This is a genomic window from Streptomyces sp. ISL-36, from assembly GCF_018614205.1.
In the GTDB taxonomy this organism is placed as follows: domain Bacteria; phylum Actinomycetota; class Actinomycetes; order Streptomycetales; family Streptomycetaceae; genus Streptomyces.
The window spans coordinates 1-13,520 of the sequence record NZ_JAGGOS010000056.1; the positions used below are offsets into that span (position 1 = coordinate 1).

Here is a 13,520-nt window from a genome sequence, read left to right on the forward strand (position 1 = left end):
GCCGCCCTCCGGGCCCGGGCGGGTGTCCGGCCCGGAGCCGGGGGCGGACGCGAGCCGACCACCGGGGCCGAGGCGGCCGTTGGGCGCCGCCGGCTCTCCCCGGGCCACCCTCTCGTCGGCCCGGCCGATCAGCCAGTCCCGGCTCGGGACGACGAGCCCCGCCGGGGTGAACGCGATCTTGCGGAGCTCGACATGGCTGCCGGAGTCCTTCCGCCACAGCCCGCTGACGATGTCGACGGCCTCCTCGGGCGTCGCGGCGAACTCCAGCCCCGCGTAGACGGGCGCGCAGGCGTCCAGGCCGAGGTCCTGCGCGGAGAGACGGCGGCCCAGGCGGCGGGTGAAGACCTCGGCGATGAGGGCGGGGGTGGTGCCCCGCGGCTGCTGACCGCGCAGCCAGCGGGTGACGGAGGTCTTGTCGTACCGCAGGTCGAGTCCGTGCTCCAGGCCGAGCTGGTCGACCCTCCTGGCCAGGCCCGCGTTGGAGAACCCGGCCTCGGCGATGAGTGCGGCGAGCTGGCGGTTCGGGATGCGCTGTGGGGGTCGTTCCGTCATCAGCTGTGCGGTCTCCTGCCTTCCGGGCCCGGTGGCAGCCCTCATGGAACGGCGTGAATTTAGCGGCCCCCACCGCCTATACCGCCTCCTTCGCCCCACATTCATCCGATCGTGTGAGGATTGGGGCCATCGCTGACGTGCGGGGTGGCGCGGGCTTCCCGCTCCCACCTGCCGGACCGGTGTCAGCGGCGCCGCCGTACAGTGGCATGGGCGCGAATGACGCATGGTGCCGAGCCGATCCCGGGACGATCCCCGGGACGCGGCCCCGGCACCCAGGAGGAGGCCATGCCGTGAGTGAGCTGCGATTCGTCCGTCTGGGGTTCGGCGCGGAAGCCGTCGAGTACCAGGTGGCCTGGGACAAGCAGCGCGAGGTGCACGCGGCCCGGTTCGCCGACGAGATCACCGACACCTGTCTGCTCCTGGAGCACCCGCCCGTGTACACCGCGGGCCGGCGCACCGCGGAGAGCGAGCGCCCCCTGGACGGGACGCCGGTCGTGGACGTGGACCGCGGTGGCAAGATCACCTGGCACGGCCCGGGCCAGCTGGTCGGCTATCCGATCATGAAGCTGCCCCGCCCCGTCGACGTCGTGGCGCATGTCCGCCGTCTGGAGGAGGCGCTGATCCGCACGGCGGCCGAGTTCGGCCTGGAGACCACGCGGATCGAGGGCCGCAGCGGTGTGTGGGTGCTCGGCGACCCGGTCGAGGAGCGTCCCGCGCTCGGCGGTCTCTCGCTCGACTTCGACCCGCGCCTGACCGACGAGGAGTTCGACCCGCGGCTGAACGGCCCGGAGTACGCCCCGTCCAACGCCGGCCAGCGCCGCGAGGACCGGAAGCTGGCGGCGATCGGTATCCGTGTCGCCAAGGGCGTGACGATGCACGGCTTCGCACTGAACGTGAACCCGGACAACATCTGGTTCGACCGGATCATCCCGTGCGGCATCCGCGACGCGGGCGTGGCCTCGCTCGCGAACGAGCTGGGCCGGGACATCACGATCGAGGAGGTCCTGCCCGTGGTGGAGAAGCACCTGCGCGCGGTCCTGGAGAGCGCGGAGCTGAAGCCGCGCGAGATCGAGCGAGCCGATGTGACGGCCTCCGCCTAAGGCTTGTCCGGCACGACCTGGGGGCCGAGGGCCCCGGGAATGCCGGGCTCTGGCCATAGGTTGGCCAGACGTAAAACCGTACGAACAACGGGCGTACCCTGGTGTGCGCCGAAGAATCGAAGCTACAGGGAGCCGGTCGTGTCCGCAGTCGCACCCGACGGACGCAAGATGCTGCGCCTGGAGGTCCGTAACGCCCAGACCCCCATCGAGCGCAAGCCCGAGTGGATCAAGACCCGGGCGAAGATGGGTCCCGAGTACACGAAGATGCAGGGTCTCGTGAAGAGCGAGGGTCTGCACACGGTCTGCCAGGAGGCGGGCTGTCCCAACATCTTCGAATGCTGGGAGGACCGCGAGGCCACCTTCCTCATCGGCGGTGACCAGTGCACGCGGCGCTGCGACTTCTGCCAGATCGACACGGGCAAGCCGGAGGCGCTGGACCGTGACGAGCCGCGCCGGGTGGGCGAGTCGGTCGTCACCATGGACCTGAACTACGCCACCATCACCGGCGTCGCGCGCGACGACCTGGAGGACGGCGGCGCCTGGCTGTACGCGGAGACCGTGCGCCAGATCCACGAGCAGACCGCGGACCGCGCCGACGGCCGGACGAAGGTGGAGCTGCTCGCCCCCGACTTCAACGCGGTGCCGGAGCTCCTGGCGGAGGTCTTCGCCTCCCGTCCCGAGGTCTTCGCGCACAACGTGGAGACCGTGCCGCGGATCTTCAAGCGGATCCGTCCGGGCTTCCGGTACGAGCGTTCGCTGGACGTCATCACCAAGGCCCGTGACTACGGTCTGGTCACGAAGTCGAACCTGATCCTCGGCATGGGCGAGACCCGCGAGGAGATCAGCGAGGCGCTGCAGCACCTGCACGACGCCGGGTGCGAGCTGATCACGATCACGCAGTACCTGCGTCCGTCGGTCCGGCACCACCCCGTGGAGCGCTGGGTGAAGCCGCAGGAGTTCGTGGAGCTGAAGGAGGAGGCCGACGAGATCGGCTTCTCCGGCGTGATGTCCGGCCCGCTGGTCCGCTCCTCGTACCGTGCGGGGCGTCTCTACCAGCAGGCCATGGAGAAGCGCAGCCGAGCTGAAGCGTAGGTTGCGGGTCCGCCCGAGGAACGAGGGCGGGCACGCGGCCGCAGCGGCAGCGAGGCGCAGCTCGACCAACAGGCGCGGGAAGCGCAGCCGAGCTGGAGCGTAGGTTGCGGGTCCGCCCGAGGAACGAGGGCGGACCCGCGGCGGTGCGGTCTCCCGGCGCCGTGTGAATCGACGCACAAGTGACTACTGGCGGGTAGTGGCCGAATACGCCGCGGTCCGCACACCTCCCCAGGTCGGGGCCGGTGTGCGGGCCGCGGCGCCGTTTCCGGGGCCGCACGACCAGATGCGTCGAGGCTTCATCAGTGTTTGACCACCGAGTCATGCCCTGGTAACACCAATCTGTGAGCCTGGCTTCACACACCGCCACACCGCCACACCCTGAGCGCCGTACCCGCTCAACCCCCCACCTCATCTCATCCATGCTTGAGGGAGGACCCCAGAGATGCAGGCCCCGACCCATGTCCGCGCCACCCCCATCCCGTCCGTCACCGGTGCCCTGAAGGCCGTCGAGGCGTTGCTGCTCGGCAGCGGTCAGCGGACCGCCCGCCGCAACGCCTGGACCTCCGTCCTGGAGGACCGCCGCCGCGCCAAGGACCGGGTCGAGGCCCAGCATGTGATGGAGGCCGTGGCTGGCCGCGCTTCGCGGGCCACGTAAACTTCAGGACATGGCGAGGAAGGCAAACACGGGCAGCGGAGACGCTGCGAACCAGGGGCGACTGAAGCAGATCGCCCTCACGTACAAGATGACCCGAAAGGCCGATCCGAAGGTCGGGCTTGTCGTCGCGGGCGTGGGCATCGTCGTACTCGGTGTCCTCCTCGCGATCGGCTTCCTGATCGGACACCCGGTCTACGCCGGCATCCTGGGCTTCATCCTGGCGCTGCTGGCGATGGCGATCATCTTCGGACGGCGCGCCGAGCGGGCGGCCTTCGGGCAGATGGAGGGACAGCCGGGCGCGGCGGCGGCGGTGCTGCAGAACGTCGGACGCGGCTGGACGACCACCCCCGCGGTGGCGATGAACCGGAACCAGGACGTCGTGCACCGCGCGGTCGGCCGGGCCGGCATCGTGCTGGTGGCGGAGGGCAACCCGAACCGGCTGAGGACGCTGCTGGCGGCCGAGAAGAAGAAGATGGCCCGGATCGTCGTGGACGTACCGGTGCACGACATCATCGTCGGCAACGGCGAGGGTCAGGTGCCGCTGAAGAAGGTCCGTACGACCATGCTGAAGATGCCGCGGGTGCTCTCCGGCCCGCAGGTGACGGCGGCCAACGACCGGCTGCGCGCGATGGGCGACCTGATGAGCAACATGCCGCTGCCGAAGGGCCCGATGCCGAAGGGCATGCGGATGCCGCGCGGCGGAAAGATGCGCTGAGCCCACCGAGAGCGAAAGAGGGGCGCCCCGGGACCGTTCGGTTCCGGGGCCCCCCTCTTTCGTTGTCGTGGGTCAGATCCGGACCTGGACGGCGCCGGTGAGGCGGTCGTGCAGTCCGCGGCCGTCGCGGTCCCAGATCAGGGCCGGGACGGCCAGGCAGACGAGCAGGCTCCGGACGGCCACGCGGACGATGCCGAGCCGGCCGCCGCCCACCGAGGCGACGCGGAGGCCGAAGAGCCGCTTGCCGGGGGTGGAGCCGACGGTGCCGACCGTCAGCACGCTCAGGACGAGCAGGATGACCAGGGCCCAGTTGCCGGTCGCCTGGCTGTAGCCGTGGGTGACCAGGCCGTATGCGATCAGCATGCAGAGGGCCCAGTCGACGGTGAGGGCGCCGATCCGGCGGCCGGGCCGGGCGATCGAACCGGGGCCCTCCTCGGGAAGCCCGAGCTGCCGACCGCGGTAACCGAAGTCGACGCCTGCGTCCTCGGCCGCCGCGCGGGGGCCGGACAGCCATGATCCGAGTGCTTGCCTGTTGTCCACGCGTCCACGGTACTGCGCCCGATTTTGATCACTTCGGCCCGGGTCGGCGTCGGCGCTCCGCGATGCCGGTCACACCCGCGCCGGTTAACTTGAGCGAAACAAATGGGTCATGCTTGAGAAATCCCGTCTGCCTATGGTCGGGTCCAGCGTGTGCCACCGCACTGGCCGCACGACCGAGCTGCAACCCCGCCCCTCCCCGGGCCGGGAGTAGGAGGAGTTGGATGTTCCAGAACGCCGACGAGGCCAAGAAGTTCATCAAGGACAACGACGTCAAAATGGTCGACGTCCGTTTCTGTGACCTTCCGGGAGTGATGCAGCACTTCACGATCCCGGCGACGGCGTTCGACCCGTCCGAGGAGCTCGCCTTCGACGGCTCGTCGATCCGCGGTTTCCAGGCCATCCACGAGTCGGACATGGCGCTGCGCGCGGACCTGTCGACGGCCCGCCTGGACCCGTTCCGCCGTGACAAGACGCTGAACATCAACTTCTTCATCCACGACCCGATCACGGGCGAGCAGTACAGCCGTGACCCGCGCAACATCGCGAAGAAGGCCGAGGCCTACCTGGCCTCCACCGGCATCGCGGACACCGCGTTCTTCGGCCCCGAGGCCGAGTTCTACGTCTTCGACTCGGTGCGCTTCGAGACCTCGGCGAACCAGGGCTTCTACCACATCGACTCCGAGGCCGGCGCCTGGAACACCGGCAAGGTCGAGGACAACCGCGGCTACAAGGTCCGCTACAAGGGCGGCTACTTCCCGGCCCCGCCGGTGGACCACTTCGCCGACCTGCGTGCGGAGATCTCCCTGGAGCTGGAGAACGTCGGCCTGCAGGTCGAGCGCCAGCACCACGAGGTCGGCACCGCCGGCCAGGCCGAGATCAACTACAAGTTCAACACGCTGCTCGCCGCGGCCGACGACCTGATGCTCTTCAAGTACATCGTGAAGAACGTCGCCTGGCGCAACGGCAAGACCGCGACCTTCATGCCGAAGCCGATCTTCGGCGACAACGGCTCGGGCATGCACGTCCACCAGTCGCTGTGGCAGAACGGCGACCCGCTGTTCTACGACGAGCAGGGCTACGCGGGCCTGTCGGACACCGCCCGCTACTACATCGGCGGCATCCTGAAGCACGCCCCGTCGCTGCTGGCCTTCACCAACCCGACGGTGAACTCGTACCACCGCCTGGTCCCCGGCTTCGAGGCCCCGGTCAACCTGGTCTACTCGCAGCGCAACCGCTCCGCGGCCATGCGTATCCCGATCACGGGCTCGAACCCGAAGGCCAAGCGCGTCGAGTTCCGCGCGCCGGACCCGTCCTCGAACCCGTACCTCGCCTTCTCGGCGCTGCTCCTCGCGGGCCTCGACGGCATCAAGAACAAGATCGAGCCGGCCGAGCCGATCGACAAGGACCTCTACGAGCTGGCGCCCGAGGAGCACGCGGGTGTCGCCCAGGTCCCGACCTCGCTCCCGGCGGTCCTGGACGCCCTGGAGGCGGACAACGAGTACCTGCAGGCCGGCGGTGTCTTCACCTCCGACCTGATCGAGACCTGGATCGACTACAAGCGCACGAACGAGATCGCCCCGATCCAGCTGCGCCCGCACCCGCACGAGTTCGAGCTGTACTTCGACCTCTAAGCCGCGGTCGCTGCCTGCCGGCAGGTTCGGCACTCGGCAGGTGGCGTGGTTCGGCAGGTCGCATGATGTGACGGCGAAGGCCGTCTCCCCGGAGCTCCGGGGAGACGGCCTTCGCCGTCGTGCGTCAGCGGCCGTAGCGGATCAGGGCGCGGACCATGCGGCAGGTGGTGTCGGAGGGCGGGTGGATGCCGATGCGCTCGGCCGTCGTACGTATCGTCGCGTTGCGCGCCTTCGCCGGCTCGTGGACGCCCGAGTCGAGCAGGGCGATCGCGAGGCGCATGGCCTTCAGGCGGCGGTTGTGGCTCACGTACCACTCGCGGGGACGGCCCGCGGGGAGCGGCTTCTTCTGGAGGGGCTTCCAGGGTTCGAGGGACAGCGTCCGGGTCATGGCGACGGCCATGGGCGACCTCCTGGCGAACGGTGGGTGCGGGCCCTCCCCGGGACCCTCACCTTCACCCCCCATTTTAGGCGCCCCCACTGACAATCGGCCCTGGCCAGACGGGGTTTGAGGGGTGGTGGCGGAGCATCCGGGGGGTACCGTGTGAGGTATGGAGATCTGGATCAATCCCGCCTGTTCCAAGTGCCGCAGCGCCGTCGGGCTGCTCGACGAGGAGGGCGCCGAGTACACCGTGCGCCGCTATCTGGAGGACGTGCCGAGCCCGGACGAGATCCGGGCCGTCCTGGAGCGGCTCGGGCTGGAGCCCTGGGACATCACACGGACCCAGGAGGCCGTCGCCAAGGAGCTGGGGCTGAAGGACTGGCCCCGGGACGAGGCGAACAGGGACCGGTGGGTGGAGGCGCTCGCCGCCCACCCCAAGCTGATCCAGCGGCCGATCATCACCGCGGACGACGGGACGGCCGTGGTCGCGCGGACCGAGGACGCGGTACGGGACGCCCTGTCACGCTGAACCGCGGGGCGCCAGGAAGCGCGCGATGCGGTCGTACGTCTCCGGCGGGGACGCCACCGGCAGGGTGTGGTGGGTGGCCCCGGGCAGCGTCGCCGTCTCCACGCCGGGGACGGCGGCCCGCGCCCGGGAGGCCACCCGGGCGATGTCGTGGGCCCGGCTGCGCTCGGCGAGGAGGAGGAGCGTCGGCGGCTTCAGGGTGCTCAGCTCCGCGGGTGAGGGGCGGGGACCCGCGACCGGGCGGAGGGTGGGGAAGTCGGCGGCGAGGGCGTTCAGGTTCTTCCACTCCGGGTCGAGCGGCGCGCCGGCCGTCTCCCACTCCAGGAACGAGGCGTTCCGGGCGGGGGTGGGGCGCAGCAGCATCGGCAGGGCGCGCAGCAGGTAACGCGGGCTGAAGCCGGCGAAGCAGTTCGTGGGGTCGAGGAGGACGAGCCGGTCGACCCTGTCCGGCGCCTTCAGCGCGTACTGGAGGGCGATCCAGGCCCCGTACGAGTGGCCGACGAGTGCGGCGGCCGGGAGGCCCAGGGCGTCCAGGAGGGCGTCGAGCCAGGCTCTCAGGTCCTCGGCCGTACGGAGGGGGTGTGCGCCGTCCGGGACGCTGCGGCCCGGCTCGCCGATCAGGTCGACCGCGTGGACGCGGTGGGTATTGCCGAGTGCGACGGCGGTGGCGTACCAGCCGGTGGCGGTGGCTCCACCACCTGGCAGGAGAAGCACCGGTGAGCCGCCCTCGGGGCCGTGGCTGAGCAGACGGGTCGTGCCGTGGGCCGTCACGATCTCCGAACTCGTGGTGGGCTCGGGCCATTTGGCGAGGACCGCGTCGTGCGCGGCGAGGAACGTCTCGGACACGAACATCGGGCAACACCTCTCGCTGGGCGATAATCTCGCTGAACGAGATAATAGGAGGAGGGGAGGCGTCGTGACAGAGTCACCGGAGAGAGCGATCTTTCATCTGCTGCGCGCGGTCACCGTCGAATACGGCTTGCGGCAGGGGGAGTTCGCCGTCCGCAACGGTATGCACGCCACCGACGTACGGGCCCTGATCTGCCTCCTCGACGCCGAACGCGCCGGCGTGGACGCCACCGCGGGGTGGCTCGGTGCGCAGCTCGGCCTCAACTCGGCCGGGACGACCGCCGTCATCGACCGGCTCGAACGCCTCGGCCATGTCGCCCGGATCCGCGACGACCGCGACCGGCGCCGTGTGCTGCTGCGGGTCGAGGACCGGGCCAAGGAGCTGGGCGGTGCCTCCTTCGGGCCGCTGATCGACAGAACGGTGGCGCTGCTGCGGGAGTTCGACGAGGGGGAGGTGGACGCCGTGCGGCGGTTCCTGACGGGAGTACGGGAGATCATGGCCGCGAGCCGTACTCCTCCGCCACCGAGCAGCTCACCCTCGCCGACTTCCTCGCCTCGGGCGCGTACGACCGGCATGTGCGGCGGATGCGCCGGCGCCATCGTGAACGCCGTGACCGGCTGGTGACGGCCCTCGCGGAGCGGGTGCCGGAGATGCGGGTGACGGGGATCGCCGCCGGGCTGCACGCCGTGGTGGAGCTCCCGCCGGGGACGGAGGGCGCGGCGCTCACGGCGGCGGAGCGGCACGGGGTCGCGGTGGAGGGGCTGAGCGGGTACCGGCATCCGGACGCGGTCGGCGGCGCACCGGAGAACGGGCGGGACGGGCGGGACGGGCTGGTCGTTGGGTATGCGACGCCGCCCGAGCGGCTGTACGGCGGGGCGCTCGACGCGCTGTGCAACGCGCTCGGTTCCGCCCTGCGTTGAGCGGAACCGGCGCGCTCCTCGTATCTGACGGCACAGGAACCGACAGGAGACGAACGGAGCCTCACGTGTCACGCAGGAGAACGCTCGGCCGGAAGAAGAAGATCGCGCTGGTGGCAGGTTCCCTCGTCCTCGCCGCCGGAACGGCGGTGGTGCTCACCGGTACGAGCCAGGCCTCCGTGGCCTGCGACGGCCTGGCCACCGCGCTCGCGAACAACGAACGGTTCATCGCGGACCAGCGCGCCGACCCCGATGCCCTGTCGCAGGCGCGGATCGCCAACCGCGAGGCGGTGATCGCCGAGATCGGGCGCCAGCAGGCGGCTGCGGGGTGTGGCGGCGGCAGTGGCGGTGGAAGTGGCGGTGGCGGGGACGCCGATACGGAGCTGGGTGCGCCGGCCGTGTCGGCGCCGGCATCGGCGCCCACGTCGGCGCCCGCATCGGCACCCGCGGCCGGAGGGTCCGGTGACGTCGTGTGCGCCGGCTCGACCGTCACCCTCTCCGGCGAGGCGGGTGCCCCGGCCGCGTCCAGCGACCGGTTCCCGCTCGGCACCCGGCTCAAGGTGACCAACCTGGACAACGCCAAGTCGACGACGGTCGAGGTCACTTCCGCCTCCGGCAGCTGTGTGCTGCTCAACGACGCGGCCTTCGAACAGGTCCGCGAGCCGGGGAAGTTCCTGATCCGGAAGGCCAGGATCGAGCGCGTGGGCTGATCCCCCCAGGGCCGAGGCGGGGGCTCGGGCCGGGTCCACGGCCCCGTCCACGCCCCCGCCTACGCGCCCGCCTCCGCCTCCGCCTCCGTGAGGATCTCCGTGATCCGCGCCCCGAACCGGGCGTCGCACCCGTGCGGCACCCCCGTCCGGGCCGACTCGACCAGCGCGTCCACCGCCCCGCCGAACGCCCCGAGTGCGCCGTCCCACCCCGGCATCACCTCCCGCCCCCGCTCTCCGTGCAGCGTGAGCGCGGCCTCCGCCGCCTCCGGCGGCGCGCTCAGGGTCAGCGTGGCCGTGCTGCTCGCGCCCGAGGTGTGCCGCAGGACCAGGTGGTACGTGTCCCCCGGACCCCGTACCGCCGTGATGCCGGTGACATCACCGAGAACGGGCAGGTAGACGGAGAGCACATGCGGACCCACGTCCCACAGGCCGCCCTTCTCCCGCCGCCACGGCGAGGCCGCGTAGGCGCTCGTCGAGCCGGGCGCGAACAGCGAGCCCAGCCAGTGCGCCTCGCCGAGGAACCAGCCGCCCGCCGCCGCCTGTTCGTCGATCCACCGTGCCGTCGGCTCCGCGAACCGGAGCGTGCAGAAGACGATCGACGCGACCCCGGCCTTCTCGACCGCCTCGGCCACCTCACGGGCCGCCGCCACCGTCGTGGCCACGGGCTTGTCGAGGAGCACATGGCAACCGGCGGCAGCCGCACGGACGGCGAGCGGCGCCTGCACGTCCGGCGGCAGAGCGAAGGCCACGGCGTCGCTCGCCGCGAAGAGCGCGTCGACGTCGTCGTACGCGCGCGTGCCGCAGTCGGCGGCCAGCTCGGCCGCCGCCTCGGGCCGTCTGCCCCACACTCCGACGAACTCGACGCCCGGGTGCGCGGCGAGCGCGGGCGCGTGCGTACGCGCGGCCCAGGGGCCGGTGCCGAGGAGTCCGATACGGGGCTTCGCGCCGAGGAGCTTCGTCATGCCCCCAGTCTGCCGGTCCCCACCGACACCGCACCCATGGGCCCCGCCCGGCGGGCCCGGCACCCAGCACGGAGGCATGGCCCTCCCCCGCCGTAAATCCGTACGGCTCGCCCCCGCCCCGGTGTTACGTTTCCTCCGCCGGCCGCGGGACTCCGGTGCGACTTCCGGGACCTGCCTTTGAAGCAACGTTTTCGCTGTTCGCGCCCCCATTCCCCGGCCGGCAGCCACGCCACTGCGAGGGGATCCCATGACGGAGACGCTCTGCGAACTCATCGCCGCCGAGGACGTCCTGCTCTTCGTGAACGCCGCGGTCACCGCCACCGGCCAGCGCGAGTTCCGCTCCTCGGGCGGTGAGCAGCGGCTGTCCCTCGCCTTCCTCCACGAGTACGTCCGGGTCAACTACCGTCCGGTGTACGCCGCCGCGCTCGCGCTGGACATCAACGACCACAACGCCGTGACGATCGTCGAACAGCTGCTGCGCACCGCCGACGAGGCCGACGGTCCGGCCGGGAAGCGGGCCGAGGGGCGGCTGATCGCCGCCCGGCTCGCTCTGCTGCCGCCGCAGCGGGTCTACCGGCTGTTCCGCGCCCTGCGGGCGGCCGGGGTCAACAACCGCCGCACGCGTGCGATCGTGCGCGACTGGCTGGCCGGCCGCGCGGCGCGCGGCGGTCTCGCACGACGCCGTGAAGTACCGGTCCGGTCTGAAGACCGCCGCCCGCCATGTCCACCAGCGCTTCGACGACGCGGAGGCGGGGGACTTCCTGTTCGCGCCCGGCCGCCGGGTCCGCTACGAGCACGCCGCCCTGGACGCGTACCGGCGGGCCCACTACGAGCAGGCGGCGCTGTACGAGCTGCCGTTCACCGTGGCCGAGGGTTTCGCCGCCCGGCACGGCGTTCCGCGGGCGGTCTTCCTGGAGCGGATCGCACCCCGGATGACGCGCCTGGAACGCCTCCGGACACAGCGGACGGGCCCCGCGACCGATCTGACGGCCATGCCCCTGACCCGGCTCGCGCTCCTGGTCCTCTCCCTCCCCTTCGGGGAGCGGGTGGCGCGCCGCGCCGAGCTGACGGCCGCGCTGCGGGCGGCCGCCGCCCGGGTGGCGGGGCCGTACGCCGGGACGTGGGGCCGGGTGGCCGCGGTCCTCGACGACAGTTACTCCTCCTCCGGCTCGGCCGTGAAGCGGCGCCGCCCGCTGGCCGTCGCCCTCGGCTGCCACTTTCTGCTGGAGGCCCTCGCGGCGCCGGGCGCGTACACGGCGCACTGGACCTCGGGCGGCGCCGATCCGCTGCTCGTACGGCCGTGGGGGCCGACCCCGCTCGGTACGCGGATCCTCGACGCCCTGGAGGGGGCACCCGACCGTCTGGTGATCGTCTCGGACGGCTGGGACAACGCGCCCCCGGGGCTGGCCGGCGAGGTCCTGAGGGTCTGGCGGACCCGGCTGGATCCGGCGCGGCGGACGAGCGTGGTGCATGTGAACCCCGTATACGACGCCGACCGTTTCGATGTGCGACGGCTCGCGCCGGCCGTGCCGACGGCCGGTATCAGGGACGCGGAGGACCTGGCGGCGCTGGTGGAGATCGCGCAGTTCGCCGAGGGCCGGACGGGTCTCGCGGAACTGCGGGCGTACCTGGAGCGGCGCGTCGAGCTCTTTCTGGGAGGTGCGCGGTGACGCGGATCGATCTGACCGGTCTGGAGGTCCGGCCGTCCCAGGTGTGGGGCGGGGTCCGGCTGGTGCCGCTCGTACGGGCGGAGCCGGTCGAGGGCCTGCGGCTGCACCGCGAGGTGTACGGGGCCGGCGGCTCCGTCGACGTCGGCGACCGCACGGTGTACACCTCGTATATTCCGCACGGCTTCGTCGCCGACTGGTCGGGGGACGGCGCCGAGGCCGCGGCGTACGGCACCCGGATCGGGGACGCGCCGCCCACGGTGCCCGTCCGCGGCCACCACCACCGCCTCGCCAAGCGCCGGCGCGGGAACGGCCGGGCGGAGAAGCGGCTCCGCTTCCTCCCTCTCCATCTCGCCCTGGAGGGCTATCTGGCCCTCCACTTCGGCGGGCCGTCCGTCGTCTGGGAGGAGTGGTCCCAGCAGGCGGTACGCCGTGGCCTGTCGCCGCGCGCCGAGGCGGCGTACGCGGGGTGGTCGGTGCCGGGGCTCGGGGAGGCCCTGCGGATCTTCGAGATCCACCCGGGTCAGTGCGGGCTGATGCTGTACGTCGCCGACGCCCTGGCCGCCGCCTTCGTCGTGCCGCACCCGGAGGACTACCGCCTTCTGCACCCCACCCTGATCGAGGACCTGTACGGGGAGCTGGTGCACCAGTACGCGTTCTACGGCGCCCCGGTGCCTCAGTTCGCGGCCCGCATCCGGGACACGGGCCAGGTGCGTACCCTGGCCGACCTGCGCGCGGCCGCGAAGGCCGAGGAGCGCTCCTGGGCGCAGGCGCACGGAAGCCTGATGGCGCGGGACCTGCTGGAGACGCCGTACGCCTTCGAGCGGGTGTACCGGATGGACGGATTCGACCTGTACCGCTTCCTTCCGCCGTTCGTGCGAACGGGCCAGGAGCAGCACATCGGCGAGCTGATCACCGACCACAAGGGGCGGACTCTCTATCTGAAGACCTTCCGGCTCTCCGAGAACCAGATCAGGCGGGGGCATCTGCTGCGTCGGCTCGCCGACTGCGACTGGCACCTGGGGCGGACGGCGGAGGCGCTCGGGACGACGTACACCGAGGTCGTGCGGCGTGTCGAGGCGGCGGGGTTCGGGTCGCTGCTGAACGCACACGTGATCGCGCAGCGGTCGCGCGAGAGGCGGGAGAAATGACCTCTCCCGCCCGGGCCGGCTGTTCACCTGCGGCGCGCGGTCCCCCGAGGAGCCAGGTAACACGGGGTTCACA

General features: G+C 71.7%; 14 protein-coding genes and 2 pseudogenes. 11 read left to right on the forward strand and 5 right to left on the reverse strand.

Annotation, left to right across the window (positions count from 1 at the left end; translation table 11 throughout):
- Positions 1 to 552 (reverse strand): annotated as a pseudogene (locus J7E93_RS15270) (regulator); the annotation flags it as partial.
- 290 nt (positions 553 to 842) lie between these two features.
- On the opposite strand from J7E93_RS15270, the gene lipB reads away from it, so the two are divergent.
- The 4 genes from lipB to J7E93_RS15290 all read left to right on the forward strand — a co-directional run bounded on the left by lipB (position 843) and on the right by J7E93_RS15290 (position 4,114).
- Positions 843 to 1,652, forward strand: a complete 810-nt coding sequence (lipB, locus tag J7E93_RS15275) for a lipoyl(octanoyl) transferase LipB (protein ID WP_215069604.1) — start codon at positions 843 to 845, stop codon at positions 1,650 to 1,652.
- A gap of 138 nt (positions 1,653 to 1,790) precedes the next feature.
- Positions 1,791 to 2,744: a lipoyl synthase gene (gene lipA, locus J7E93_RS15280; RefSeq protein ID WP_215069606.1), complete on the forward strand. Its 954-nt coding sequence runs from the start codon at positions 1,791 to 1,793 to the stop codon at positions 2,742 to 2,744.
- Between the two features lie 442 nt (positions 2,745 to 3,186).
- A complete protein-coding gene (locus tag J7E93_RS15285; RefSeq protein WP_215069608.1) occupies positions 3,187 to 3,399 on the forward strand; it encodes a hypothetical protein in 213 nt (70 codons plus the stop codon).
- Positions 3,400 to 3,409: 10 nt separating this feature from the next.
- Entirely contained in the window at positions 3,410 to 4,114 is a 705-nt protein-coding gene (locus tag J7E93_RS15290; protein WP_215069610.1) for a DUF4191 domain-containing protein, read from the forward strand.
- Between the two features lie 72 nt (positions 4,115 to 4,186).
- Here J7E93_RS15290 and J7E93_RS15295 read toward each other — a convergent pair whose 3' ends face one another.
- Positions 4,187 to 4,654, reverse strand: coding sequence for an RDD family protein (locus J7E93_RS15295; protein WP_215069612.1), 468 nt, complete (start codon positions 4,652 to 4,654; stop codon positions 4,187 to 4,189).
- A 221-nt stretch (positions 4,655 to 4,875) separates the two neighbouring features.
- Between J7E93_RS15295 and glnA the strand changes: the two genes are divergently transcribed.
- Positions 4,876 to 6,285 carry a type I glutamate--ammonia ligase gene (glnA, locus tag J7E93_RS15300; RefSeq protein ID WP_158986691.1) on the forward strand — a complete coding sequence of 470 codons (1,410 nt, stop codon included), beginning with the start codon at positions 4,876 to 4,878 and terminating at the stop codon, positions 6,283 to 6,285.
- 124 nt (positions 6,286 to 6,409) lie between these two features.
- Here glnA and J7E93_RS15305 read toward each other — a convergent pair whose 3' ends face one another.
- Positions 6,410 to 6,685 (reverse strand): hypothetical protein, encoded by a 276-nt coding sequence (locus J7E93_RS15305; protein WP_215069614.1) that lies wholly within the window; start codon positions 6,683 to 6,685, stop codon positions 6,410 to 6,412.
- A 148-nt stretch (positions 6,686 to 6,833) separates the two neighbouring features.
- Here J7E93_RS15305 and J7E93_RS15310 point away from each other — a divergent pair, with 148 nt between their 5' ends.
- Entirely contained in the window at positions 6,834 to 7,193 is a 360-nt protein-coding gene (locus tag J7E93_RS15310) for an arsenate reductase family protein (protein WP_215069616.1), read from the forward strand.
- Here J7E93_RS15310 and J7E93_RS15315 read toward each other — a convergent pair.
- Positions 7,185 to 8,042, reverse strand: a complete 858-nt coding sequence (locus J7E93_RS15315; RefSeq protein ID WP_215069618.1) for an alpha/beta fold hydrolase — start codon at positions 8,040 to 8,042, stop codon at positions 7,185 to 7,187. The genes J7E93_RS15310 and J7E93_RS15315 overlap by 9 nt on opposite strands.
- A gap of 64 nt (positions 8,043 to 8,106) precedes the next feature.
- Between J7E93_RS15315 and J7E93_RS15320 the strand changes: the two genes are divergently transcribed.
- The 3 genes from J7E93_RS15320 (at position 8,107) to J7E93_RS15330 (ending at position 9,667) form a co-directional block, all read left to right on the forward strand.
- Positions 8,107 to 8,664, forward strand: a complete 558-nt coding sequence (locus tag J7E93_RS15320) for a MarR family transcriptional regulator (RefSeq protein ID WP_215069620.1) — start codon at positions 8,107 to 8,109, stop codon at positions 8,662 to 8,664.
- A complete protein-coding gene (locus J7E93_RS15325) occupies positions 8,661 to 8,960 on the forward strand; it encodes a hypothetical protein (protein ID WP_215069622.1) in 300 nt (99 codons plus the stop codon). The genes J7E93_RS15320 and J7E93_RS15325 overlap by 4 nt, the downstream gene beginning before the upstream one ends.
- 65 nt (positions 8,961 to 9,025) lie before the next feature.
- Positions 9,026 to 9,667, forward strand: a complete 642-nt coding sequence (locus J7E93_RS15330) for a septal ring lytic transglycosylase RlpA family protein (protein ID WP_215069624.1) — start codon at positions 9,026 to 9,028, stop codon at positions 9,665 to 9,667.
- A 59-nt stretch (positions 9,668 to 9,726) separates the two neighbouring features.
- On the opposite strand, the gene J7E93_RS15335 is transcribed toward J7E93_RS15330, so the two are convergent.
- On the reverse strand, positions 9,727 to 10,629 hold the full coding sequence (locus J7E93_RS15335) for a Gfo/Idh/MocA family protein (RefSeq protein ID WP_215069626.1): 903 nt from the start codon (positions 10,627 to 10,629) through the stop codon (positions 9,727 to 9,729).
- Between the two features lie 247 nt (positions 10,630 to 10,876).
- Here J7E93_RS15335 and J7E93_RS15340 point away from each other — a divergent pair.
- Together J7E93_RS15340 and J7E93_RS15345 are read left to right on the forward strand one after the other, a co-directional pair.
- Positions 10,877 to 12,299 (forward strand): annotated as a pseudogene (locus J7E93_RS15340) (hypothetical protein).
- On the forward strand, positions 12,296 to 13,447 hold the full coding sequence (locus tag J7E93_RS15345; RefSeq protein ID WP_215069628.1) for a hypothetical protein: 1,152 nt from the start codon (positions 12,296 to 12,298) through the stop codon (positions 13,445 to 13,447). The pseudogene J7E93_RS15340 and the gene J7E93_RS15345 overlap by 4 nt, the downstream one beginning before the upstream one ends.
- Positions 13,448 to 13,520 lie beyond the last annotated feature (73 nt).